Annotated in this window: 21 protein-coding genes; 10 read left to right on the forward strand and 11 right to left on the reverse strand. The window is 67.2% G+C overall.

Annotated elements, in window-relative coordinates; translation table 11 throughout:
• Positions 1-5: 5 nt before the first annotated feature.
• From modA to N8I71_RS10375, 4 genes are all read right to left on the reverse strand, one after another.
• On the reverse strand, positions 6-779 hold the full coding sequence (gene modA / locus N8I71_RS10360; RefSeq protein WP_406676093.1) for a molybdate ABC transporter substrate-binding protein: 774 nt from the start codon (positions 777-779) through the stop codon (positions 6-8).
• Positions 780-848: 69 nt separating this feature from the next.
• Positions 849-1,220: a winged helix-turn-helix domain-containing protein gene (locus N8I71_RS10365; RefSeq protein ID WP_262877905.1), complete on the reverse strand. Its 372-nt coding sequence runs from the start codon at positions 1,218-1,220 to the stop codon at positions 849-851.
• Positions 1,221-1,259: 39 nt separating this feature from the next.
• Positions 1,260-3,011 (reverse strand): FkbM family methyltransferase, encoded by a 1,752-nt coding sequence (locus tag N8I71_RS10370; protein ID WP_262877906.1) that lies wholly within the window; start codon positions 3,009-3,011, stop codon positions 1,260-1,262.
• 229 nt (positions 3,012-3,240) lie between these two features.
• The gene (locus N8I71_RS10375) at positions 3,241-3,834 is read right to left on the reverse strand and encodes a TetR/AcrR family transcriptional regulator (protein ID WP_262877907.1); all 594 of its coding nucleotides are present in this window, start codon (positions 3,832-3,834) and stop codon (positions 3,241-3,243) included.
• A 107-nt stretch (positions 3,835-3,941) separates the two neighbouring features.
• Here N8I71_RS10375 and N8I71_RS10380 point away from each other — a divergent pair, with 107 nt between their 5' ends.
• Entirely contained in the window at positions 3,942-5,099 is a 1,158-nt protein-coding gene (locus tag N8I71_RS10380) for an efflux RND transporter periplasmic adaptor subunit (RefSeq protein WP_262877908.1), read from the forward strand.
• On the forward strand, positions 5,096-8,227 hold the full coding sequence (locus N8I71_RS10385; protein ID WP_316249246.1) for an efflux RND transporter permease subunit: 3,132 nt from the start codon (positions 5,096-5,098) through the stop codon (positions 8,225-8,227). Before N8I71_RS10380 ends, N8I71_RS10385 begins: the two co-directional genes overlap by 4 nt.
• A gap of 60 nt (positions 8,228-8,287) precedes the next feature.
• Here the strand turns inward: N8I71_RS10385 and urtE are convergent, their stop codons facing one another.
• Genes urtE through urtA form a run of 5 tightly spaced genes read right to left on the reverse strand, consistent with a single transcriptional unit; the run spans position 8,288 to position 14,200 of the window.
• On the reverse strand, positions 8,288-8,989 hold the full coding sequence (gene urtE / locus N8I71_RS10390; RefSeq protein ID WP_262877909.1) for an urea ABC transporter ATP-binding subunit UrtE: 702 nt from the start codon (positions 8,987-8,989) through the stop codon (positions 8,288-8,290).
• Between the two features lies 1 nt (position 8,990).
• The gene (urtD, locus tag N8I71_RS10395; protein ID WP_262877910.1) at positions 8,991-9,731 is read right to left on the reverse strand and encodes an urea ABC transporter ATP-binding protein UrtD; all 741 of its coding nucleotides are present in this window, start codon (positions 9,729-9,731) and stop codon (positions 8,991-8,993) included.
• Positions 9,728-10,897, reverse strand: a complete 1,170-nt coding sequence (gene urtC, locus N8I71_RS10400) for an urea ABC transporter permease subunit UrtC (RefSeq protein ID WP_262877911.1) — start codon at positions 10,895-10,897, stop codon at positions 9,728-9,730. Before urtC ends, urtD begins: the two co-directional genes overlap by 4 nt.
• 3 nt (positions 10,898-10,900) lie before the next feature.
• On the reverse strand, positions 10,901-12,874 hold the full coding sequence (gene urtB, locus N8I71_RS10405; protein ID WP_262877912.1) for an urea ABC transporter permease subunit UrtB: 1,974 nt from the start codon (positions 12,872-12,874) through the stop codon (positions 10,901-10,903).
• Between the two features lie 60 nt (positions 12,875-12,934).
• Positions 12,935-14,200 (reverse strand): urea ABC transporter substrate-binding protein, encoded by a 1,266-nt coding sequence (urtA, locus tag N8I71_RS10410; protein WP_262877913.1) that lies wholly within the window; start codon positions 14,198-14,200, stop codon positions 12,935-12,937.
• A 131-nt stretch (positions 14,201-14,331) separates the two neighbouring features.
• Here urtA and N8I71_RS10415 point away from each other — a divergent pair, with 131 nt between their 5' ends.
• Positions 14,332-15,210: a LysR family transcriptional regulator gene (locus tag N8I71_RS10415; protein ID WP_262877914.1), complete on the forward strand. Its 879-nt coding sequence runs from the start codon at positions 14,332-14,334 to the stop codon at positions 15,208-15,210.
• 38 nt (positions 15,211-15,248) lie between these two features.
• Here N8I71_RS10415 and cls read toward each other — a convergent pair whose 3' ends face one another.
• The gene (cls, locus tag N8I71_RS10420; RefSeq protein WP_262877915.1) at positions 15,249-16,697 is read right to left on the reverse strand and encodes a cardiolipin synthase; all 1,449 of its coding nucleotides are present in this window, start codon (positions 16,695-16,697) and stop codon (positions 15,249-15,251) included.
• Positions 16,698-16,822: 125 nt separating this feature from the next.
• Here cls and N8I71_RS10425 point away from each other — a divergent pair, with 125 nt between their 5' ends.
• Entirely contained in the window at positions 16,823-17,506 is a 684-nt protein-coding gene (locus N8I71_RS10425) for an endonuclease/exonuclease/phosphatase family protein (protein ID WP_262877916.1), read from the forward strand.
• 241 nt (positions 17,507-17,747) lie between these two features.
• On the opposite strand, the gene N8I71_RS10430 is transcribed toward N8I71_RS10425, so the two are convergent.
• Positions 17,748-18,353, reverse strand: coding sequence for a TetR/AcrR family transcriptional regulator (locus N8I71_RS10430; protein WP_262877917.1), 606 nt, complete (start codon positions 18,351-18,353; stop codon positions 17,748-17,750).
• A 470-nt stretch (positions 18,354-18,823) separates the two neighbouring features.
• On the opposite strand from N8I71_RS10430, the gene N8I71_RS10435 reads away from it, so the two are divergent.
• The 6 genes from N8I71_RS10435 to N8I71_RS10460 all read left to right on the forward strand — a co-directional run bounded on the left by N8I71_RS10435 (position 18,824) and on the right by N8I71_RS10460 (position 25,109).
• Positions 18,824-19,297 (forward strand): ester cyclase, encoded by a 474-nt coding sequence (locus N8I71_RS10435; RefSeq protein ID WP_262877918.1) that lies wholly within the window; start codon positions 18,824-18,826, stop codon positions 19,295-19,297.
• A gap of 76 nt (positions 19,298-19,373) precedes the next feature.
• Positions 19,374-19,907, forward strand: a complete 534-nt coding sequence (locus N8I71_RS10440; RefSeq protein ID WP_262877919.1) for a hypothetical protein — start codon at positions 19,374-19,376, stop codon at positions 19,905-19,907.
• A gap of 391 nt (positions 19,908-20,298) precedes the next feature.
• Positions 20,299-21,987 carry a thiamine pyrophosphate-binding protein gene (locus N8I71_RS10445; protein WP_262877920.1) on the forward strand — a complete coding sequence of 563 codons (1,689 nt, stop codon included), beginning with the start codon at positions 20,299-20,301 and terminating at the stop codon, positions 21,985-21,987.
• 51 nt (positions 21,988-22,038) lie between these two features.
• Positions 22,039-23,022: a Bug family tripartite tricarboxylate transporter substrate binding protein gene (locus N8I71_RS10450; protein WP_262877921.1), complete on the forward strand. Its 984-nt coding sequence runs from the start codon at positions 22,039-22,041 to the stop codon at positions 23,020-23,022.
• 73 nt (positions 23,023-23,095) lie between these two features.
• Positions 23,096-23,602, forward strand: a complete 507-nt coding sequence (locus N8I71_RS10455) for a tripartite tricarboxylate transporter TctB family protein (RefSeq protein WP_262877922.1) — start codon at positions 23,096-23,098, stop codon at positions 23,600-23,602.
• Between the two features lie 4 nt (positions 23,603-23,606).
• A complete protein-coding gene (locus N8I71_RS10460; protein WP_262877923.1) occupies positions 23,607-25,109 on the forward strand; it encodes a tripartite tricarboxylate transporter permease in 1,503 nt (500 codons plus the stop codon).
• Positions 25,110-25,182 lie beyond the last annotated feature (73 nt).

The following is a 25,182-nucleotide window of genomic DNA, read 5'->3' on the forward strand; positions in this document are numbered from 1 at the left end:
CCCCCCTAGCGCGCCAGCATGGTGAAGCCCTGCCGCTCGAACGCCGCGCGCGCCGCGTCGCTCCGCAGGTAGGTCAGGAAGGCCGCGACGCCCTCGCCGTCTCGGCCCGCAAGCGCCGCGGCCGGGTAGACGATCGGCGGATGGCTGTCTTCCGGGAAGGTGAAGACCACGCTCACTTCCGCTTCAGCCGCGATGGCGTCGCTTGCGTAGACGATGCCAAGCGGCGCCTCACCCTGCGCCACAAGGGCGAGCGCGGTGCGGACATTGTCGGTCTCGGCGACATGGGGGGCCACGTCGTCCCAGAGACCCAGGTGTTCAAGCGCGGCGCGCCCGTAGATCCCCGCCGGCACCGCCTCGACCAGCGCCATGGCGAGGCGGCCGCCATCGAGCAGTCCGACAAGGTCGAACCCGGGCGCGACGACCACTTCGGGCGCCTCCGGCCCGTAGGCGACGAGGACGAGTCGGTTGCCCAGGAGGTCGGCGCGTGTTCCGGGAGAAAGAAGACCCTCCGCCTCCAGCACGTCCATCCAGTCAGGGCTTGCCGAGATGAAGACATCCGCGGGCGCACCCTGCTGGATCTGCCGGGCCAGCGCGGAAGACCCGGCAAGAGACACGACGAGGTCATGGCCGGTCTCGGCCTCGAACCCGGCCTCGACCTCGGCCAGCGCCGTCGTAAGGCTCGCTGCCGCGAATACGGTGACACGTTCCGCCGCAACGGGCGCTGCGAAGGCCGCGAACAGCACCGCCGCGACGCTCAGGATCGATCCGCATCCGTTCAAGTCGGCAGCTCCGGGGTTTCGATATATTCACCGGAACATATCGCAAGTCCGGGCGCCGGACGGCAAGCGTTATTTTCCATCGGGAATATCGGCCAGCATGGCTCGGAGGCGCGCGGCATGCGCTCCGCCCGCCGCGCGCGCCGCGGCTTCGAGCGCGCGATACTCCGCCAGCACGGCCTCGCCCGTCGCGGTGACCTGCGCCCCCCCGCCCCGCGCCCCGCCGCGCGTGCTTTCGACGAGAGGGCCTGCGAACATCGCGTTCAAGGTCTCGACCAGCTGCCAGGCCCGGCGGTAGCTCATGCCCATCTCGCGCCCCGCGGCGGCGATGGACCCCGTCGCGCGGATGTGCTCCAGCAGATCGGCCTTGCCCGGGCCCATCATGCCCCCGGGACCAAAGACGACGCGGATCCGGAAGTCCGGCATGTCTGGGTCATCGCTCATGCGCGCAGTCTGGCGTTGCTTAGGCTCCCGCGGCAAGGCTCAGCTTCGCACCCAGGCCTCGACACCGCGTCGGCAGAAGTCCGGATCGGGCCTGAGCCCTGCCTCCGTCAGCGCGGCGCGGCAGCGTTTCATCCCGTCGCGGCCGTAGATGTCGCGGTGAAATTCGACCACCACGACCCGGAAGATCGAAAGGTCCGCGCCCTCCAGAAGCGGAAGCTCACCGCCCTCGATATCCATGAGAAGGGCCGTGGGACGAAACTCCGCCGCGATGGCCGCGAGGTTCACCGTCGGCACCCGTTCGATCCGCATGCCCTCGCCCGGCTGCGTCCCGTCCGGCACGATCATCGAACCCAGATAATCCTCGGCCACCGCGAAACTCATGGCGGAAGGTGCGTCCTCGCCCGTGACGACGATGCCATGGCGGATCTCGACGCGCCCCTGCAGGCGGTTCCGGGCATAAAGGGCGCGGGCCACCGGGACCATGTCCGGGTTCGCCTCGAAGCTCAGCAGCGCCTCGACCCCGCAATTCAGGGCCACGGCACTCCCGACGATGCCCGCGCCCGCGCCCAGTTCCAGAACCCTGTCTTCGGGGCGGAAATGCGCGAAGGCGCTCAGCACCTCCTGGCGTTCGTAGAACCCGTCCCGGAGCGAGCGGACCTTGCGCTGGTCGAGATGGGAGCCTTCGGGGATTTCCACGCCCCAGAACCTGGCGAGAGCGGGCGGCTCGGCCAAAGGGGCGTCCCGTTCGGCGGCCACGTATCCAAGTCCGGCCATGTCGGCCGCGACCTCATCCTGCGTCGGAAGGCCCATGGTTTCGGGGCTGTCGCCCGTTGCCGTCGCGCCGTAGCCGCTCAGCGCCTCGAAGAGGTGCCGGGGATCGAGTTCGCCATGGCTCTTTGCCGTGGCGCGGTCGAGCGCGGCCGGCCGCCATTCGCGCAGGACCGCGTCGAAGGCCTTGAGATCCACATCGGCCATGGCGCGCAGCTGAAGCGCCCCGATGGCAGGCGCATCGCCGGCGAAGCGCCGCTGGATCGAGGCCGCGACCTGCCGGGGCCGGGCCACGAGACCGAAGAGATGCACTGCCGAACCATCATCGAAGAGCAGGCGCTTTGCGCCGCGATAAAGCCGAATCTGTTCGTGGAGCGGCGTCTTTTCGGGCCGCAGGATACGGAACCCCCGGCGCCGCAGGAACTTCTGCAGCGCCACGTCGCCCAGCACCCGCCCCTTCTTGCGCCGGTCGAGACCCGAACGGGTGACGTAGATCCGCTCGGGCGTATCGCCTTCCGGTTCGGGCCAGTTCCGGCCCTGCAGGAAGGCACGGAATTCGGGCGTCCCGGCCTCGAGCGTCCCGGTGCCGAACCCCTGTTCCGGAACGATCAGCCGCGCGACCCGGGTGGGACGTGTCAGGATCCTGCGCGGCAGCCCGGGCGCCAGCATGTCGAGAAGCTCGGTCTGGAAGGCGTATTCGCTCCGCTCCCGGTCGGCGGGCCCCTTGGGCACGAACAAGGCCGAGGCGAACGCCTCGGGCGGGGCCTCGATCGGCCAGAGGCGGGACAGGCTTTCCACGAGGAAATGACCGAAGTGCCAGGACATGATCCCGGCGAAGAGATGCGTGCCTTCGATATGATCTTCCGGCTCCAGCGGCTCGGGCGGGGCGAAGAGCGGCGCGTCATCCCGCCAGATCGTGCTTTCGGCGACGAAGCGGCCATCGGCATCGAGCACGCCCAGGCCGCCCGACACCTCCGTCGAGGGGACGATCACCGCGTTTTCGACGATTGCCAGTCCGGCCATGCCCTGTTGCACTTCTTGTCCGCGTCCGCCGGGTGGTCGCCCGCCGGTCTGCCCGCCCCGGGGACCTCTCTCCCCGTGGCGAAAGTCGCCCGCTCCTCGCGTCAGCGCAATGGCCGTCTCGGCGAAGCCCGCCAGGGTGTGTGGAAATCGCCCCGCCATGGGGCAAGCCGGGATCGCCGGGTCAAGGACCGCGCGCCATTGGAACCGCAGGGCAACGGCCCTCTCGGCCTCAGGGAAGGTAGGACCTGCCGACGAGGCGGAGATACTCCTCCTCGCTCACCATGATCTCCGTCTTGTCCGCCTTTCCATCGAGCGCCAGGAAGCAATGCCCGTGCACCGCGCACCACAGCGCGTAGGCCCGTGCGTTGACCTCCGGGTCCTCGGGGGGACGGCCGATGTGCTCGGCCACGACGCGCAGCACGATGGCGAACTTGCCGCGCCCTTCCTCGGCCAGGGCCTCGTCCTCGTCGTGGTGACCGGCATGGCCGAACATCAGTGCGAAGACGCCCGGCTCCGCGCGGGCGAACCCGATATAGGCGCGGCCGAGCGCCACGACCCGCTCGGGGTCGCCGGCCGGATAGGCGTCCGCCGCCGCCTGCATGGCCGCGCCCATGCGATGCATCGCGGCCAGAATCACGGCGTGCAGGATCTCCTCGCGGTCGCGGAAATGCTTGTAGGGCGCCGCCGTGCTCACGCCCGCGAGCCTGCAGGCCTCGGCGATGGTGAAACCGTCGGGCCCCTGCGTCTCGATCAGTTGCCGCACGGCCTCGACGAGCTGTTCCTTCAGCGCGCCGTGATGATAATTTTTCCGATTTTTCGTCAAACGGTTATTCGCTCGAAGTTAGCGCCTCTCACTTTTTTCCTTGCCTAAGTTAGCGCTGCTAACATATGTAAGCGCCACTAACATTGCAACCCTCGCGGAGGCGGCACATGGACATGTCGGACGATACCGGAGCCGGTCGCGCATTGCCACGGATGATGCGGCGTGCAGGGCGGATTGCGCTGACGCTTGCGGTGATTGGTGCGGCCGTCGGCGCAGGCATATCGGGCTATGGGGTGCTCGCGGCCCGGGCGTCGGAGGCCGACGGCCCGCCCGCCGCGCCGAGAACGACCGTCGCGCCGGAGATCCTCAGGCTGGAGGACCGCGTGACCCTCACGCGTCGCTTCACCGGCCAGTTCGAGGCGCAACAGGACGTTGCCCTCGGCTTCGAGGAGGGCGGCACGATCGCGGAGGTTCTCGTTCGGGAGGGCGAGGCGGTGGCCCATGGCGCCGTTGTCGCCCAGCTGGATACCCGCCTGCTCGAGGCCGAGCGGCAAAGGCTCGTCGCCTCCCGGGCCGCGCTCGACGCGCAGGCGGAGCTGGCCCGGCGGACGAATGCGCGGCAGATGACGCTTCTTTCCGAAGGCCACGTGACGCAGCAGCGCGTGGACGAGACCTCGCTTCAACTCGCCCAGCTCGAGGCATCCCTGGCCGAGACCGACGCCGGGCTCGCCGCCCTCGAGATCCGCCTGTCCAAGGCCGAGATCCGCGCCCCGTTCGCGGGACGGGTCGGCGCGCGTCTCCTGGATGCGGGCGCCGTCGCCGGACCCGGCGCGGGGGTCGTGACGCTTCTGGAAAACGGACCGGCACGGTTCCGTGTCGCGCTCGACCCGGACCTTGCAGCGGGTCTCGAGACAGGAACCGAGGTGGACATCGAGACGGCCGGCGGGCGCCTTGCCGCGCGTCTCGCCGAACTCGCCCCCGAACTGGACGCCGCGACACGAAGCCGGGTCGCCTATTTCGACCTTCTGCCCGGAATGCAGGCGCCGCCCGCGCGCGCCAGCGGCGATGTGATCCTGCGGGAGACACGGGCAGAGCGCGGCGTCTGGGTCCCGCTGCAGGCGCTTCGTCCGGGTCCCCGCGGCGCCTGGACGCTGCTCGTCGTGGACGAGGAGCGCCGGATCGCCGTGGAAGCCGCCGAGATCCTGCATCTGGCCGGCGACAGGGCGTATGTCAGGGGCACCTTCGCCGACGGAACGCACTACCTGCCGGAAGGAACGCACCGCGTCGTTCCCGGCGAGGTCGTCACGCTGGCGGAGGCCGAATGATGCTCGGCAACCTGACCTGGCGCGAGCCGCGCATCGTCGCGCTCGCACTCCTCGTGATCGTCGCAGCCGGTCTTTCCGCGCTCATCTCCATCGGGCGGCAGGAAGATCCGACCATCACCAACATCTTCGCGACCGTCACGACGGCCTATCCCGGCGCAGATCCCGCGCGGGTCGAGGCGCTTGTGACCGTCGAGATCGAGGAGGCGCTGCGCGAGATCGCCGAGGTGGATGTCATCGCGTCGACTTCGGCCACGGGCATCTCGATCGTTTCGGTAGATCTCGTCGAAACCATCGCCGAAGCGCGGATCGAGCAGGTCTGGTCCGAGATCCGCGATGCGCTCTCCGATGCGGCGCAGAACTTCCCCGAGGGCGCGCAGGAACCGGAGCTGGGCACCGACGGTGGCGGGGCCTTCGGGGCGATCGTGGCCCTGACCCCTGCGCGGGACGGCGTTCCGCTGACGCTGGTGGGCCGCTACGGCGAGGCTTTGGGCGATGTGCTGCGCAACGTGCCGGGAACGAAACTCGTGGAGCTCTACGGGTTGCCGGAGGAGGAGGTCACCGTCACCCTCGACGCCGCACGCGCGGCGGCGCTCGGGCTGACGGCGGGTCAGGTATCCCGCGCGATACAGGCCGCCGATGCCAAGCTGCGCGCGGGCGAAGTGTCGGGGGACCGGGACAGCCTGGTGGTCGAGGTCGCCGGCGAAATCGACAGCATCGCCCGGCTTTCGTCCATCGTCCTGCGCGAGGGCGAGGACGGCGCCACACTCCGGCTGGGCGACATTGCCTGGATCGAGCGGGGTGCGAGAAGCCCGGCGGCGGAGGTCGCGTTGCAGGACGGACGCACGGCCGTGCTGGTCGCGGCCAGGCTCGAGGACGGGCTGCAGGTCGACACCTGGGCCGCCTATGTCCGCGCCGCACTCGCGGAATTCGAGGCGGCGCTTCCGGCCGGCCTGGACCTCGCGCTGGTCTTCGACCAGTCGACCTACACCGCCGAGCGCTTCGCGGAAGTCGGCGCCAACATGGCAATCGGCGTGGCCCTCGTGGTCGCGGTGCTCCTCGTCACCCTCGGACTGCGCGCCGCGCTGATCGTGGCCGTCATCCTTCCGGTGGTCAGCCTCGCCAGCCTTGCCACGATGAATGCCATCGGGCTTCCGATCCACCAGATGAGCGTCACCGGAATGATCGTCGCGCTTGGCCTGCTGGTCGATGCGGGCATCGTGATGACCGACGAGATCGCGCGCCGCCTGCGGTCCGGCGTGCCGCGCGGCCGCGCCGTCGCCGACAGCGTCTCGCGGCTGACGATGCCGCTATTCGCCTCCACCGCGACCACGGCGCTCAGCTTCCTGCCGATGATCCTGCTGCCGGGCCCCGCGGGCGATTTCGTGGGCTCCATCGCGCTGGCGGTCGTCATCATGCTGTCGTGGTCCTTCGTGGTTGCGGTCACCATCACGCCGGCCATTGCGGGATGGCTGCTTCCCGCCGGGACCGGCGGCGCCTCGGGCGGCCTGCCATCGGGCATTCTCGGGCGCGCCTTCGCGGCGTCTCTCGGCTGGTCGGTGCGCAACCCGGTGCGGTCCATGGCCCTGGCGCTGGTGCTGCCCGTCCTCGGCTTCGCCAGCCTGCCGCTCCTGACCGCGCAGTTCTTTCCCGGGGTGGAGCGCGACCAGTTCACCATCGAGGTGGACATGGCCCCCGGCACCGCGCTTGCCCGTACCGAAACCGTGGTCGCAAGGCTCGACGCGGCGCTGGCCGCGATGCCCGAGATCGAAAGCGTCACCTGGGTCATCGGCCGCTCGGCACCGGCCTTCTACTACAACATCGTGTCGAGCCGCGATGGCGCGCCCGGGTTTGCCCACGGGCTTGTCCGCACCGCGTCGCCGGAGGCCACGGAGGCGATCCTTCCATTGCTGCAGCGCACCCTGCCGCAGGTCGCCCCCGACGCGCAGGTGCTCGTGCGCGGCCTCGTGCAGGGCCCCCCGGTCGATGCCCCGGTGGAACTCCGGATCGTGGGCCCCGATATCGCCACGCTCCGCGACGAGGGCGCCCGCCTCCGGCAGCTTGTCGCCGGGCAGGACGCGGTGACCCTCTCGCGCGCCTCGATCGCGGAAGGGGCGCCGAAGCTCGTTCTCGACATCGACGAGGCCGAAGCACGGCGTCTGGGGTTGAGCCTCGCCGATGTCGCGGCGCAGATGGAGGCGGCGCTGGTGGGCGTCACGGGCGGTTCGCTGATCGAGGGCACCGAGGAACTGCCGATCCGTGTGCGCCTCGGCGAGGACCTGCGCGCCGACCCCGCCGCGATCCGGGACATGGGCCTTCTGCCGGGCGACGCCGCGGCGCGCGGCGCGGCGGGCGGCCATCCGGCGGTGCCCTTGTCGGCGGTCGCCGACGTGCGTCTCGAACCGGGCGAAGGCACGATCACGCGCCACAACGGCGAGCGGGCGAACACGGTGCAAGCGTTCCTCCTGCGCGGCATCCTCCCCGAGGAGGCGCTGTCGGAGATTAGGGCCACGATGGAGGCCGAAGGCTTCGCCCTGCCGACGGGCTACCGGCTGGAGATCGGCGGCGACAGCGATGCGCGGTCCTCGACGGTGAACAACCTTCTCGCGCCGCTCGGCCTGATCGTCACCCTGTCCATCGCGGTGGTGGTGATGACCTTCCGCTCCTTCCGGCTGGCGGGCGTCGCCCTGGTCGTCAGCGGTTTGTCGGCGGGCCTGTCGATCCTCGCGCTGGCGATCTTCCAGTATCCGTTCGGGATCAACGCGATCATCGGCCTGATCGGGTCCATCGGCGTTTCGATCAATGCGGCCCTCATCATCATGACCGCGCTGCAGGAGAACGCCGAAGCCTCCTCGGGCGAGCCCGAGGCGATGGTCGGCGTCGTCATGGACAGTTCCCGCCACATCCTGTCGACGACGATCACGACCTTCGGCGGCTTCCTTCCCCTGATCCTCGCCGGTGGCGGCTTCTGGCCGCCCTTCGCGATGGCTGTGGCCGGTGGCGTGCTTCTGTCGACGGTGGTGAGCTTCTACTTCACGCCCGCCGCTTTCCGGCTGGTCTATGCAAGGCGGAGAGGCCAGGAAAGCGCCATGGAAACCGCGCCGATCGCGCGCCTTCAGGCCGCCGAGTGAGGCGCGCAGGCCCATGCCCGCCAAAGACTGGTCCGGCAGAGGTGGCGGGCGCCTTCCGCCTCAACTGTTGAGGTCGAAAGCGTTCTGGACCGACGCGCGGTCGGTGTCCGCCTTGCGTTCGGAGAACACGACGGACCCACGGCTGAGAACATAGAACCGGTCGGCGAGATCGAAGGCGAAGTCGAAATACTGCTCGACCAGGACGATCGCCATCTCTCCCTCCTCGCGCAGCTGGCGGATGACCCGCCCGATCAGCTGGATGATGTTGGGCTGGATGCCTTCCGTCGGCTCATCCATCAGCAGGATGCGCGGCCGGCTGATGAGCGCGCGCGCGATGGCCAGTTGCTGTTGCTGGCCGCCGGACAGGTCGCCGCCGCGGCGGTTCTCCATCTCCTTGAGGACGGGAAACATCTCGTAGATGCGATCCGGGACGACGCGGTCTGCCTTCGGCAGGCAGGCGAACCCCGTTTCGAGGTTCTCGCGCACGGTCAGCAGCGGAAAGATCATGCGGCCCTGGGGGACGTAGCCCACGCCCATCTGCGCCAGGCGATGGGCCGGCAGTTGCGGCAGGCTGACGCCGTCGAGGGAGATGCTGCCGCCCGACCGGGGGTGCGTGCCGGATATGGCTTTCATCAACGACGTCTTCCCGACCCCGTTGGTGCCCATCACGCAGGTCACCTCGCCCGTGCGGGCCTCCAGGCTGATGCCGTTGAGGATCTGGCTGCCGCCGTAGTGAAGGGTGAGGTCTCGGACGTCCAACATCTCAGCGCCCCAGGTAGACTTCGATGACGCGCTCGTCGGCCATGACATGTTCCAGCGAGCCCTCCGACAGGACGGAGCCCTCGTGCAGGACGGTCACCCGGCAATCGAGACGGCGCACGAATTCCATGTCGTGCTCGACCACGACGACCGCATGGCTCAACGCAAGGCGCTTGAGCAGGTCCGCAGTGTGGTTCCGCTCCTCCGTGGTCATCCCGGCGGCCGGCTCGTCCACGAGGAGGAGCCGCGGATCCTGCGCCAGAAGCATCCCGATCTCGAGCCATTGCTTCTGCCCGTGGCTGAGAACGCCAGCCTTCCGACGGAGGTGATCGGAAAGGCCGATTTCCTGCGCGATCGCCGAAATCCGGGCTTCGTCCTCCGGCGTGACCCGGTCGAACATGCTGGCGAAGGGGCCGCGCGGCTTGCTCAGGGCCACGCGCAGGTTGTCCCAGACGCTCTGATCCTCGAAGACGGTGGGGCGCTGGAATTTGCGGCCGATGCCCTCGCGCGCGATCTGCGCCTCGGACATCGACAGGAGCGAATGGCCCATCTCGCCCCATCGCACCGTGCCCTCATCGGGTCGCGTCTTGCCGGTGACGATGTCCATGAAGGTCGTCTTGCCGGCCCCGTTCGGCCCGATCACGGCGCGCAGCTCGGGCAAGCCGATGGCGAAACTCAGGTTGTTGATCGCCTTGAACCCGTCGAAGGAGACGGAGACGCCGCTGACTTCCAGAAGCGTGCTCATGTCCGTTCCTTCCGAACGAGGTAGTCGACGAGGCCCGCCAGGCCCTTCGGCGCGAAGAGCGTGACGAGCACGAAACCAAGCCCGAGCAGGACCGGCCACCAGTCGATCCACTCGACCCGGTAGAAGCCGAGGTTCAGGTCGGGCGCGCGGCCACCGGTGAAATAGGTCGACAGAAGCGACACGACGGCCGCCCCGATCACCGCGCCGTAAAGCCGCCCGCGCCCGCCGATGGCGACCCAGACCGCGAGGTAGATCGAGGCGATCGGCGCGATCTCGTCGGGATTGATGATGCCCGCCTGCGGGTAGTAGAGCGCGCCCGCGACGCCGCAGATCATCGCCGTCAGCGTGAAGACCACGAGCTTGTAGACCTCGACCGGGTAGCCGAGGAAACGCACGCGCAACTCGTCGTCCCGGATGCCGCGCACGATGTTGCCGAACTTGCCGGAGACGAGCCAAGCCGCCCCGACATAGCAGAGCCCGAGCGCGAGCGCGGAGGCCCAGAAGAACCAGATCGAGATGCGGTCCTGCCCGACCCCTTCGGCGCCTGGGATGTTCTGCAGGCCCGACAGGCCGTTGTTGCCGCGCAGGCCGGTGTCGTTCTGGAAGAGATAGAGCGACAGCGCGAGCGTCATCGCCTGGGTCAGGATCGAGAGATAGACGCCCGTCACCCGGCTGCGGAAGGCCAGCCAGCCGAAGACGAGCGCGAGCAGGCCGGGCACGAGAACGACCAGCAGCAGGCTGAGCACGAGGCTGTCGGAGACCGCCCACATCCATGGCCAGTCCTCGGCGCCCACGACCGAGAAGATCTGCAACGCCGTGGCCTGACTGATCTCGGCCTCGGTCGGCGGGATCGGCGAACTGGCGAGGTTGGCGCGGATCACGACCTCGGTCCGGGCCGTCATCAGCCACATGCCGATCATGTAGCCGCCGAGCCCGAAGAAGGCGAAATGGCCAAGCGACAGGATCCCGCAATACCCCCAAACAAGGTCCATCGCGAGTGCCGCGAGGCAAAGGCAGAGCGTCATGCCGAGGACCTTGGTGAAGGACACCGACAGTGCCCCTGTCCCGTAGGCCTCCGAGAGGATCGTCACCGCGATGGCGAGAAGCGTCAGGATCGCGATGAAGACCGGAACCGAGCGGTTGCGCGTGAAGATCGTGTCACGCATCCGTCAATCCCCCGCCGCACGGCCGCGCAGGGCGACGATCCCGCGGGGCCGGAACTGGATGAACAGGATCACGAAAAGGATCATGTAGGTCTGAGCCGCCAGCGTGTTGGACGGGTTGAGGAACTCGATCGCCTTCTGCAGCGAGCCGATCATGGTCGCGCCCACCAGCGTGCCGAAGATGTTGCCGACACCGCCCACGACCACGGTCATGAAGCTCTGCACGATGTAGTTGGCACCGAGATCGGGCACGACTTGCGCGAAGAGGCCGATCGCCACGCCCGCGATCCCGGCGATCCCCGAGCCGAGGCCGAATGTCAGCATGTTGATGCGGTCGGGATTGATGCCCATGGAGGCCGCCATCGCCGGGTTCTGGGTGACGGCGCGCACCTCCAGCCCCAGGCGCGTGCGGTTCAAGATCAGCCACAGGAGCACGAAGAATATCGCGCCGAGGATGAAGATCGCGATCCGGATCGAACTGATCGACACGACATCGTTCAGCGACACCGACCCCGCCAGCCAGTCGGGCGGCGTCAGCGGCTGGGTCAGCGCGCCGAAGACCAGCCGGACGATCTGCTGCAACGCGATGGAAATTCCGAAGGTCGCAAGCAGCGTCTCGAGCGGCCGGTGGTAGAGCCATCGGATCACCAGCCGCTCCATCGCGACACCGCCCGCGAAGGTGACGGCGAAGGCAAGAGGTATGGCGATGGCGATCGACAGGGTCTCGTTGGCCACGACGGACTGCACGACATAGCCGGTATAGGCGCCGATCATGATGAACTCGCCATGGGCCATGTTGATGACGCCCATGACCCCGAAGGTGATCGCAAGCCCGATGGCCGCGAGAAAGTAGATCGAGGCGAGCGACAGACCGTCGAGCGACAGGTCGAGCACGCGATAGAAGCCGACCCGCGTCTCGATCCCCTCCAGCGTTTCGCGCGCAGCCGTGGTCACGGCCGCACTGCTTTCGCGGTAGACTTCGTAGAAGACGTAGCTGCGGACGGCCTCGGCGACTTCGGCCTCGGTCGGCGCGGGGTCGGCGAGGCCGGCCTCGACCAGTGCAGCATAAGCGCGGTCGCGCGCGTCCTCGGTATTCAACTCCGCGACCGGCACGCCACCGACACGACCATCCAGGATGTTCGCCGCCAGCACGTCGACACGCTCACTGCGCGGTATGAGCGGCGGGGCAAGGCCCGCATCGACGAGCATGGCATAGGCGTCATCCACGCTGAGCGCGTCCCTGCCCGGCCTGATTTGCGCTGCGACGTTCCGGTCCTCGGGCAACGCCTCGGCCACTTCGAGCGTTGTCGCGAGCAGCGGGTTGAGCGTGGCCCGCGCGCTGAGGCTCACGTTGCCGGCGAGGCTCTGGATGGCCTCGATCCGCGGGGCGTCCTCGTCCGCGAAGGCGATCACGAGGGCGGGCAGGAGCGCCTCGACCCGGCGCCGCACGTCGGCGTCGGTCTCCGTTTCCATCATGTCGCGCAGGATCGCGAGATGGCTCTCGTCGGGGTCGCTTTCGATGGACGCCAGCGCCGAGAGGCGCTCGGCCGGATCGTCCGAGCCGAGCTGGAACTGCACCAGCGCGGCCGCGATCACGCCCTGCACGCCTCGGTTAGGCCTGAGCTGCGCAACCTCGCGGCTGCCGGCGGTTCCGACCGCCTCGCCGCTTGTGATGTCTAGAAGCGTCAGCGGATCGGCGTCGGGGTCCTCGACATAGAAGAAAAGCCCGTCACTCTCGCGCTGGTAGAGTTCGCGCGCCTGCCAGGTCGCCAGGAATGCGGGCACCTCCGGCAGGCCGCTTTCGATCAGGATATCGAGGACGTCCTGCACCGTGCGGCGCGACGCGTCGGCCACGAGTTCGGCGTTTTGCTGCAGGATCGACTGGAGGTCTGGGCCACCAGCTTCCTGGGCCGCTGCCTTGCCGGGGGGAAGCAGAGACAGGACGACGCCGACGAGGGCGGCGATAGCGAGACGGATCATTTTTTGACTGCCCGTTGGGGGGCGACGGGCGGAGAGGTCCGCCCGTCGCGATGGGTCCGATCAGTAGTTGGACTCGAGCTGTACGCAGGTTTCCGTCTGGGTGTTGTACATGCCGCAGCCAAGGCCCGGCCAATCGGAGACGAGCACCGAGGATTCCGGCAGGTAGTCGGTCCATGCATCACCCGGCACGGGATCGGTCTGGCTGATGATGTCGAACTGGCCGTCAGCCGTGATCTCGCCGATCAGGACCGGCTTGGTCAGGTGGTGGTTCGGCAGCATCTCGGCCATCCCGCCAGTGAGGTTCGGGAAGGTCTGGCCGACCATGGCCGCGATCACCGCGTCAGGATCGGTCGTGCCGGCCTGTTCCACCGCCTGAACCCACATGTTGAAACCGATGTAGTGTGCCTCCATCGGGTCGTTGGTCACGCGGGTGTCGTCGCCGGTGAATTCATGCCAGGCGGCGATGAATTCCTCGTTGGCGGGCGTGTCGGCCGACATGAAGTAGTTCCAGGCCGCCAGGTGCCCGACGAGCGGCTCGGTATCGAGGCCGGCCAGTTCCTCTTCGCCGACCGAGAAGGCGACGACGGGGATGTCGTCGGCGGTCACGCCCTGGGCGGCAAGCTCGGTGTAGAAGCCCACGTTCGCGTCGCCGTTGATCGTCGAGATCACGCCGACCTGCTGACCGCCCTCACCCAGCGCGACCACGTCCGCGACGATCGAGGACCAGTCGGAATGGCCAAAGGGCGTGTAGTTGACGAAGATGTTTTCCTGCGGGATGCCGGCATCGAGCAGGTAGGCCTCGAGAATGCGGTTCGTGGTCCGGGGATAGACGTAGTCGGTTCCCAGAAGCGCGAAAACCTCGACGCCCAGTTCTTCGAGGAAGTAGTCGACGGCCGGGATCGCCTGCTGGTTCGGCGCGGCGCCGGTGTAGAAGACGTTGTAGGAGCTTTCCTCACCCTCGTACTGCACGGGGTAGAAGACGAGACCATTCAGTTCCTCGACGACGGGAAGGATTGCCTTGCGGCTGGCGGAGGTCCAGCAGCAGAAGACGACGTCGACTTCCTCGACGGTCAGAAGCTCGCGCATACGCTCGGCGAAGGTGGGCCAGTCGGACGCACCGTCGACTACCACCGGCACCAGTTGCTCGCCCAGAAGACCGCCGGCCGCGTTCTGTTGCTCGATCATCATCAGCATCACGTCGCGCAGGGTCGACTCGGAAATGGCCATGGTTCCGGTGGTCGAATGCAGGATCCCGACCCGAATCTCCGCATCGGCAGCCTGAGCTGAGATGGCGGCCAAGGCCCCCGCAATTAGCAACTTTTTCATCAATTTGTCCCTTTGGCTGTGGCAGCTCATTTTGCATCTGCAGCATGATGAAGTCGCATTGACGTGATGTTGTCTGCCGTTATTTTCGGTGCGCCGTGGTGCAGGAATTGCACCACCCGGAAACGGTTCCGATGAAGCACCTGAAGATCTACAGCGCCGTCAGGCTGATCCAGCGACAGGGATCGATCCGAAAGGCGGCCGAGTTGCTGGCCGTGTCGCCTTCGGCGTTGAACCGGTCGGTGCAGAACTTCGAGGAATCGATCGGGGTCGAGATTTTCGAGCGCATCCCCTCCGGCGTTCGCCTGACCTCCGCCGGCGAGTTGCTTCTGGTCGTCATCGAACGGCACCTGATCGAATTCGGCGAGTTGCAGCGGCAGTTCGGCAACCTGCGTGACGGCAAGGCAGGCGAGTTGCAGATCGCGATCGGCGAGGACATCGCCGCCGGCTTGTCGCTGGCGGCGGTCGCGGATCTGGAGGCCGACATGCCGGGCGTGTCAGTCACCGTGGCTTCGGGCGACATGCTCCGCCTCCTGAGAAATCGCGATGTCGACCTGGCGGTCGTCACCAACCCCGAAACCGATCCCTCGGTCGAGGTCCTGGCCGCCCATGACGTTCCGCTCGTCGCCTGGTGCCACCGCGATCACCCGTTGCACGGCGGGCGACCAGGCATCTGGGACCTCTTGGAGGGTCGCCTCGTGCTGCCGCCCGAAGGAACCGGATCGCGGTCCGCGATCAGTCACGTTCTCAGACGCCACAACCTCAAGGAAGGCGTGACGAGCAGCGTCCCGGCCGCGCAACTCGCGCAGGCCATGGGCGGGGGGATGCGGACCTGCATCTTTCCCGGATGCGTTCTGGACGAAGAGACGCTGCCCGACCGCCTGCGCCCCCTCCCGCTCAAGATCGGCAATGTGCAGATCAGCGTGCTTCGTCTATCGGGCGTACCGCTCTCGCGCCCGGCGCAAAGCTTCCTGCGGCACATGGAGCGGCGTCTCAACCTCGAAGCCTCCTGACGGGGCAGCATCCCGGAACGGCGGGAAACCGGCCCCGGTTACAGAACCGGCCCCATCATCGCGACGGCATTGTTCCACATCCTGCGCAACGTCTTCCAGGATGCGATCTCGCCCGCATCGACCCGGTGTGAGGCGGCGAGGTAGACCTCCTGCTGCGCGACGATCCTCGCGGTGAGGGCGGCGTCCTGCAAAAGGACGTTGTTCTCGTAGTTCAGCTCGAAGCTGCGGCGGTCGAGGTTCGCCGATCCGACGAGAGCGATCTCACCGTCCACCGTCAGGGTCTTGGCGTGAAGGAGACCGTCGGGATACTCGAACACCCTTACCCCCGCATCGACCAGCTCGGGATAGTAGCTCCGGCTTGCAGCGGCCACGATCCAGGAGTCGTTCTGTCTCGGCAGGATCATCACCGTTCGCACGCCCCTCCTCCCGGCGGCGCACAGAGCCGACTGAATGCCGTCGGAGGGAACGAAATAGGGGGTCGTGATGATGAGTTCACGCCGCGCGGCGTGGATCAGTGCCTCGAACATCTCCGGCATCGCGGTGGCCCTCACGGTGGGGCCCGTGCCGATCACCTGCGCCACGACCCCGTCGCCGCCCGCCGGCACGGTGACGTCCGAGATCAGCGGGGTGAGGTCATCGTCCGAGTGTGCCATCCAGTCCTGGACGAAGATGTATTGCATCTGCGCCGCGATCGGCCCCTCGAACCGGACGACCACGTCGACCCAGGGCGCGAACCTGGCCTTGACCCGGAATTCGGCGTCGGCGCAGTTGGCGCTTCCGCAATACCCGATCCGGTCGTCGATCACGACGATCTTGCGGTGGTTGCGCAGATCCACCCGGCCCTTGATTGGGTGCAGGAAGATCGGGCGCACCGGCAGTGCCGACACGACATGCACGCCGGCGTCCTTCATGTCCGACCAATGGCGCGACGCGATGAAGCCGCGCGACCCAAGATCGTCGACCATCACGCGCACGGCCACGCCCCTGCGGGCGGCCCGCATCGCCGCTTCGGCGACCCTCGATCCGTTGCGGTCGTCGAGCCAGATGTAGAACAGCAGGTGCACCGTGCGTTCCGCCGCGTCGATGTCCGCGACGAGCGCGTCGAAGATGGCGTCGGTATCGAAGAAAGGCTCTGCGGTGTTGCCGACCATGGGGGCCAGCCCGTTGATGGAACTGCCGACCCGGAAGAGGTGCCTGTAGCGCGCGTCGACGACATCGGCCCCCCCGTCCGTCAGGGCGGCGGAGGCCCTGAGCTTCACGGTGGCGATAACGTCCCGGTAGCGCGCAAGGCGCTTGCGGCCGATATTGGTGTCGCCGAACAGGACGTAGGCGGCCATGCCGATGGCGGGCATTGTCAGGATGACGAGGATCCACGCGGCGCGCGACGCGGCCTCGCGGTGGGGCCTCAGCAGAGCCCGCAGGACAAAGGTGATCTGAAGCGCCAAGTGCGCACCAAGCGCCAGGAGCGCGATGCCGCCGCCGCTCATCAGGCGTAGCTTCCTGTCGCCGTGCGGTCGGCACGGGCTGACATTCGGACTGGTGGATGCATAAATCTCCGCCCCGGATTAGGATCGAACGCGACACCAGGATAACGCACGGACAAGCCTGCGCCATGCAGTTGAAGATTGCCAGCTACAACATCCGCAAGGCCGTCGGCCGCGACCGGCGGCGCGACCCGGCCCGCATCCTGGGGGTGCTTTGCGAACTCGACGCCGACGTGGTGGTCCTGCAGGAAGCGGACCGGCGGCTTGGCGCGCGCCCGACGGCGATCCCCCGCAACCTGATCGCGCTCGAAACGGACTACGTGGTCGCGGACGTGGCGCGCAACGACGTCAGCCTCGGCTGGCATGGAAACGCGATACTGGTTCGCCGCGGCATCGAAATCGGGCAGACCGGGCATATCGAACTGCCCGGTCTCGAACCGAGGGGCGCGGTGCTGGCCGAGATCGCCGGGATGACCGTCATCGGCACCCATCTGGGGTTCCTGCGCCGGTGGCGGCACCTGCAGATGAACGCCATTCTCCGGTACGTCGCGGACCGGCCGGCACGCACGCTGATTGCCGGCGACTTCAACGAATGGTCCGACATTCGAGGTTTCGACCCGTGGGAACAGGACTTCAGCATCCTATATCCCGGCCGGAGCTTTCCGACCCCGAGGGCCATCGCCTCGCTTGACGGCATTGCCCACGGCGCGGCGATCGCCGTGCAGCGGCATGGCGTCCTGCGCAGCCCCAAGGCGCGGACCGCGTCGGATCATTTCCCGATCTGGGCGACGGTCGAGACCGCAGGCTCCTAGGCTGCGGGCGCGACATACGTCGGGGCGAGGCACTGGCGTCCACCACGCTGTCGCACGCGCGCATTGCACACCGGCAAGCCGGCGCTGATTGGCGTCGTCTCTTTGCCGAGAGCGCAAACGCCTTCATCGAAGCGCGCGGCAGGACGGATGCCTCACCGCGTTCTCCGACGGACGCGGCCTGATCCCCCGCCGCTTTGGCGAGCTGCCAAGACGCCAACGGCGGCAAGTGCGGCCCGACCCGTCACGGACGGGCGAACACCGACAAGGCAAGGGTCAACATCTCGCGGATGCTTGCCGGATCCTCGCCCGAGGCCCGCTGGGTGATGGCAAGGGCGACCTGCTCGCCAAGGTACTTCGCCCCGGGCCCCAACGACAGCCCGACGGGCAACTCTCCGGCTTCGCGGCAGGATTCAAGGAAGCTCTCGTAGGCCGCATGCGCGGCCCGGTCCAGTTCCTCCACCCGCGCACGGGTTTCGGGACCAAGCCGGTGCTTGCCCGCACGCATCTTGTAGAACAGGCACCCGGTTTCCATCCGAGGATCCGCGCTGGCGAAATCGATCAGGGCTTCGAGCGTGTCCTTCAATCCCCTCCCGCCATGGAGAATTGCGAACACGTCCGACAGCACCCTTTCGGCGTAGCTGTCGAGGGCCGCGCGCATCAGCCCGTCCTCGCTCCCGAACTCCCGGTAGAGCGACGGTTTCGAGACACCTGCCAACTGGCAGATCGCATTGACCGACACGTCAGCCGGGTCGTCCCTCCAATAGGCGGCTACCGCGATGTCGAGCACCTTGTCGGCGTCCATCGTCTTCGGACGGCCGCGCGCGGGTTTCGGATCCGTATCATTCATTTTGTTACCGCATGGTATTTTATGTCTTGACGAGCCGTTCTTATTATTCGTACCAGTCGGTAACAAAGAGCTCAAGCCGGAGATCGAGCGATGCCCGACGAAAAAGGAACCGTGGTCGTGACGGGAGCCAGCAGCGGCTTCGGAGCCGCGGCGGTGCGTGCCTTCGCCGTTTCCGGGGACTGCATATGGGGCACAAGGCGCGACCCTGCGGGGCGCGGCGCCGGTAGGAATACGGCGCTTGGGGCCTGTTCGCCGCGCATCGCCGACCCCGCCCGGGCAAACGGCCGGCCCGCACGCTTGTCGGCAACACCTGGGGCGCGAACCCAATGAACGCCTTCGCCCCACCGCGCCGGGACGCGCTTCTGAAGGCCATGCAGCGCGATACCGCACTGGGCGGTGCCGACGCCTGACCGTTTGGGCGCTGGATGCGCCCTCCCCCTTTTCCACCCCCCTCAAAAGGAGAACTCCCCATGAGAAAGACCGTCGCAACTCTCGCCATCGCCTGCGCAACGCTCGCCGGCCCTGCTCTCGCGGGCGACATCGACACGGTGCGCGCGTTCTACGCAGACATCCTCAGCGATCCTTCGGGGACGACGGAGGAACGCTACTTCGAGCTTTTCTCGCCCGATGTCGTTTCGATCCCGACACCGCCAGGCGGCGAGGGCGCGCAGGGCATGCTCAACACCATCGCCTACCTCGGACAGGTCGTGCCCGACCTCACGTGGGAGCCGCAGGAGATCATCGAGACGGGAGACAACCGCTTCGTCGTGCGAGGGCTTGCCCGGGGAACGCCGGTCGGGCCGTTCTTCGGCGTCGACCCGGCGACGGGCAGAAGCTTCGAGATCATGTCGATCGACATCGTCACCGTCGAGGATGGCCGCATCGCGCATGTCTACCACCTCGAGGACTGGACAGGCGCCATCGCACAACTGACCGCCGAGTAAGCGCGGCTGGGTTCGGCGTCTCGCTGAGGGGCCGAACCCGTTTCATCCCCCGCCCCCTTTTCGCAGGACGTGTTTAATGTCGATTTCACAGATATCCGCCATAGGGCTCCTGCTTTGCCTGGCTCCCGCCCTGGTTCATGGCGTCGAGGTCTTGCGCCCGCTCTGGGCACGCTGGGTGGTGAATTGGGTTCTTCCCCTCTTCGCGCCCGGCCTCCCGAGGGCGTCGAAGGCCCTGACGCACGAAGATCAGCTCGCGATGCTGGATGCCGCACTGGGCGCGTCGCCTCCGCAAAAGTCGCCCGCAGGGGCAGACTACATCTTCCTGATGCTGTTCGAGCAGCGACAGGGGGCACTTGCGTTTCTGGCGGTGGCGGCAGGGGCGATCTACGCCCTGACTTTGCCGCTGGCCGATCGCCATGCCCTGCACTTCGTCTTCGCGGTCATGGCGGCGCTGTTCACATTGGTGAATGCGAACCAGGCAGGTCTCCCCGCGTTCGGGCAGCATCCAAGGATCTCACGGAACGGACGTCATGTCGGATTGGTCTTTGCACCGTTCTGGGCGGTCGTCGCGGTGTTGAACGGACTGGCCTTCGCGGCCTCGGCGGGGTGATGGAACGCCTGGTTTCCTCCGTCACGCCTGCTCTGCCCCTCCCTTTACCCACCTGACGGTGCCGGAATCGGTGGTCTCGCGCTCCATCGCATTGGAAAGACAAGGTTCCCCGGAGGGTCCTTTCCGCCACCGAAACCGCCATTGAAGGGCGGCGCACGGGGCAAGCGGACGGGATCGACAGCATGTTGCCGCGCCCAATTCTGATTATTTTTCAGGCAAAGTGCTGGATTTTCGGCGCTTTGGCTCCAGTTCGACCCGGATAGCACGTGCGGCCGGGAGCGCGGCTTGCGCCCCTGACGTCCCGCGCCGAGCGTTTGCCGAGAAACACGCAGGGACGCCATGCGCCTGGCAGACCCGGCGGCATCCGGGGTTCGCGACGGGGGGGAGCCAGTTGGAAAACCGAATGAACGGCGCGCAGGCAATGGTGCGCAGTCTCGAAGCCCACGGCGTCAGCCACATTTTCGGGCTGTGCGGCGACACGACCTTGCCGTTCTACGATGCGATGCGCCAACTCGACCATTCGATCAGGCATGTGCTGACCCGGGACGAACGCAGCGCGGCCTACATGGCGGACGCCTTCTCGCGCGTAACGGGTCGGGTCGGGGTCTGCGAAGGGCCCTCGGGGGGCGGCGCGACCTATATCCTTCCCGGGCTGATCGAGGCGAACGAAAGCTCCTACGCGGTGCTGGGGATCACGACCGATGTCTCGGTGGCGTCCTATGGCCGCTATCCGCTGACCGAAGTGGACCAGAATGCCCTGATGGCGCCCCTGACGAAGTGGAACACCGTGATCACGCGCGCCGATCACATCCCCCGGATGGTGCGGAAAGCGTTTCGCGCCATGACGACCGGGCGATCCGGGGCCGCGCATCTCGGTCTTCCCTACGACATCCAGTACGACCCCGTCCCCGAGGAGGAGATCTGGGCCGACCCCGAGCTGGCGCGGTATCCCGCCTACCGAACGGGGCCCGACCCCGACGCGGTCCGGGCGGCGGCGGAGGCCATCCTCTCGGCGCGGGCGCCCCTGATCGTGTGCGGAGGCGGCGTCGTGATCTCGGGCGCGATGGCTGCGCTCGACCTCCTGGCGAGAAGGCTCGACATTCCCGTCGCCACCTCGATTTCCGGACAGGGCAGCCTGCCCGAGACACACCCGAACTGCGTCGGGGTTGTCGGCTCGAACGGCGGCACGGACGAAACCTGGGAGGCGATGGCCGGCGCGGACCTCGTGATCTTCATGGGCTGCCGCGCGGGTTCGACGACGACGTCGCGCTGGGAGGCCCCCCGCGTGGGAACCCGGATCGTGCATTTCGACGTCGATCCGATGGTCATCGGCGCCGTGCTGCCCACGGAAGTCGGCGTGGTTGGCGATCTGCGACTGGCCCTTGATGCGCTGAACGCGGAACTCGACCGCATGGAAACCGCGACGGGCTTCGGCGGGGCCGGGACCGCCGCCGACATCCGGCGGCGCAAGTTCGAGCGCTTTGACGCGCTCGCGCGGTCGGACGAATTTCCCATTCGCCCGGAACGTGTGATCGCAACCCTTCAGCGTTGCCTGCCGGAGGACGCGACGATCGTGTCGGACCCGGGCACCTCCTGTCCCTATCTCTCGGCCTATTACACGCTTCCCCGGGCCGGACGCCATTTCATCACCAACAGGGCGCACGGCGCTCTGGGCTACTCCCTGTCGGCGGCGCTCGGCGCGTGGTTCGGCGCGCCGGACCGCAAGACGGTCGCGCTGATGGGCGACGGATCGTTCGGGTTCACCTGCGGCGAGCTTGAAACGGTGACGCGCACCGGCGCGCCGATCACGTACATCGTGCTTTCGAATTCAAGCTTCGGCTGGATCAAGGCGAGCCAGCGCGATGACTGCGACGCCCGCTACTACAACGTCGATTTCCAGCGGAGCGACCACGCGACCGTGGCGTCCGGGTTCGGCGTGAAATCGTGGAGCGTGGCCGATCCGCAGAAACTGGAAGGCGTCCTGCGCGAGGCCCTCGCGCACGACGGTCCGACGCTGGTCGACGTCATCTGCCAGCCGCTCGAAGAAGCTCAAGCCCCCGTCCGTCGCTGGATGGGATAACCGACGCACCTTAACGATGGGTGCACGACAACACAGGGAAAGGATGTCAACATGATCACACGCAGGACTGGACTGGCGGTAGCGGGCTTTCTGCTCGCACTTCCGATGGCAGGTGCCGTATCCGCGCAAAGCTACCCGGAAAACGACATCACCCACATCATGCCGTGGAGCGCGGGCGGGGGCACCGACACCGTCATGCGCACCTTCATGAACTTCGCCGAACAGCAGCTCGGCGTCGGCATCAACACCCAGAACATCACCGGCGCGCAAAGCGGCATCGGGACGATGCGGCTCATGCGCTCCCGGCCTGACGGCTACACGATCGGCTCGCTGACATGGGACAGCGTCATCACGGTGCCCTACTACAACCTCGTGCCGGGCTACGACACCAATGACCTGACCTACCTCGCCTCGGTCACGATCCACCCGACCGTGCTTGCCGTCGCGGCCGACTCGCCCTTCGAAACGCTGGAGGATTTCATCGCCGCCGCAGAAGCCGCGCCCGGTGAGCTCTCGATCTCGAACGTCGGCCTCGGCGGGGTCTGGCACCTGCCGGCGCTGGACTTCGCCGCCGCGGCGGGGATCGAGGTCAACCACGTCCCCTATCCCGACGGGTCCGGACCGCAGCGCGAGGCCCTGCTGTCGGGCGAGACCGACGCGGCCTCGGTCAACCTGGCCACCGTGTTCCCGGCGGTCCAGACCGGACAGGTTCGCGTCCTCGGCGTCATGGACGCCGAACGCAGCGATTTCCTGCCCGACGTGCCCACCCTTCTCGAGCAGGGCTATGACGTCGTCTGGGGAAGCTTCCGGCTGGTCGCGGCACCGGCCGGAATCGGAGAGGAAGAGCGCGCAAGGCTGGAAAGCGCCTTCGCCGCCGTCTTCGAGATGGAGGAGTTCCAGCAGCGCGCCGAGGAGACCGCCATGGGCGCGGTCTACATGAACGCCGAGGAAACCGCGGCCTACGTCGCGGCATCGCAGGCCAAGGCCTTCGCCCTGATCGACAGCCTGGTCGAGCAAGGCATTCTCGAACGGTAATCGCCGGCAGCGCGCCGCATCCAGACTTGCGGCGCGCTGCGACTTCACCGGAACAGGGATCGAGGATTGCCGAATGCGCCCGTTTGAACGTTTCAATTCCCAGGCGGTGTTTGCCGTGGGTCTAATCCTGTTCGCGACCGTATATGCGAGCCAGATCCCGAAGCTTGGCATTCCGTTCGCCCGGTCGGGAGAACCCGGCGCTTCGTTCTTTCCGATCGTGCTCGTCGTCATTCTCTATGTGGCGGCGTTCCGCGTGCTCAGCGCCGAGCTTCGCCGGACGGTCGATGCGCAAACCGATGCCCCCCTGCCCTCGGAGACGGTGCCGCGGATTGGCCTGGTGGGCCCGCTCGTTCTCATCGTCCTGACCGTCCTGTTCATCGTCGCACTGCCGACGCTTGGCTATTTCGTCGCCGCGGCGGTCTATACCTTCGGTGTTGCCGCGTTCTTCAACTACGAGGAGACGGGACGACCCTGGCGCGCGATTGGCCAGTCGGTGCTGACGGCAGCTGCAATCACGGTCTTCGGCTGGCTGTTCTTCGACGTCTTCTTCGGCCTGTCGCTTCCCGGCTGGGACCTTTAGGGCCATGGGGGAACTCTTCGGCGGCTTTGCCACGCTGTTCACGCCGTGGCCTTTCCTCTACCTGCTCGGCGGCTTTCTCATGGGGCTGGTCTTCGGGGCCATTCCCGGGCTCACCGCGACGCTCGCCATCGCGCTTCTGCTGCCGTTCACCTTCGGCATGGAGGTCACCCATGCCCTGATCATGGTCATGGGGATCTACATGGCCGGGATCTACGCGGGATCCATCACCGGCATCACGGTCAACATCCCCGGCGCGCCATCGGGCGCCATCACCAGCATCGACGGCCACGCCCTGATGAAACAGGGGCACGGCGCGCAGGCCCTGAGCCTCGACGCCTTCGCCTCATCGGTCGGCGGAATGATCGGCGCGATCGTCCTGATGCTTCTGGCCGAGCCGATCAGCGACCTGGCACTGTTGCTGCAGACGCCGGACAAGTTCGGGCTTGTCCTGATGGCGGTGGTCACGGTGACCATCGTGGCGCGCGGCTCCCTTTGGCGCGCGATCATCGCGACGACACTGGGACTGATGATCTCGACCATCGGGATCGACCCGATGGTTCCCCAGGGGCGCTTCGATTTCGGCAGCTACTACCTCATCGAGGGGATCGGCCTGCTGCCCGCCGTGATCGGCCTGTTCGCGGTCTGCGAGTTGCTGGCCCAGGGAAGCCTGCCGGCACGCGCCGCGCTCGGGCAGATCGTGGGCAAGATGCCGAGGCTGCGAAATCGCGACTTCATTCCCGATTTCAAGACGATCCGCGAAATCGGCGCGTTCACCTATATCAAGAGCTCGATCATCGGCGTGCTGATCGGCATGCTTCCGGGCGGCGGCGCGTCGATGGCGTCCTTCATCTCCTATGCCGAGGCAAAACGGGCCTCGAAACGACCCGAGGAATTCGGAAACGGATCCCACGAGGGGCTGGCGGCCTCGGAATCCGCCAACAACGCGATGTGTGGCGGCGCGATCATTCCGCTCTTGACCCTCGGCATCCCCGGCGATGCCGTGACGGCGATCATCTTCGGGGTCCTGCTCCTGCACGGGCTTGTGCCCGGTCCGGGATTGCTGGACGCCCACGCCGCGACGATCGCCCCGATGTTCGCGGCGCTGTTCGTCGCCTCGCTGCTCGTGATGGTCTCGGTCCTGCTGTTCGGGCCCTTGTACATGCGCGTCGCGCGGATCAACCGAGGTATCCTCTACGCCTTCATCGCGCTGGTCTCGATGGTCGGGGTCTATGCCTCGTCGTTCTCCTCCTTCCAGATGTGGATGGCGCTGGCGATCGGCGCGTTCGCCTTTGGCCTGCGCAGGTTCGGCTATCCGATCGTGCCGATGCTCATGGGGGTCATCCTCGGGCCGTACCTGGAGGAATTCCTCCGCCGCTCGCTCATCGTGTCCCAGGGTGACCCGCTGGTGTTCATCACCAGCCCGGGAAGTGCCGTTTTCCTCGCGATGACGCTTGTCTTCATCTGGCTGCTGCGGATCAGGCCCGCGATGGCCAAGAGCGGGCGCTAGCGTGGCCAGCCCCCCAGGGGTGACCGCCATGAAACGGATCAATCCCGCATTTCCGGGCGCAGTCCACGGCGCG

It is taken from the genome of Roseicyclus sediminis, assembly GCF_025515305.1.
GTDB lineage: Bacteria > Pseudomonadota > Alphaproteobacteria > Rhodobacterales > Rhodobacteraceae > Roseibacterium > Roseibacterium sediminis.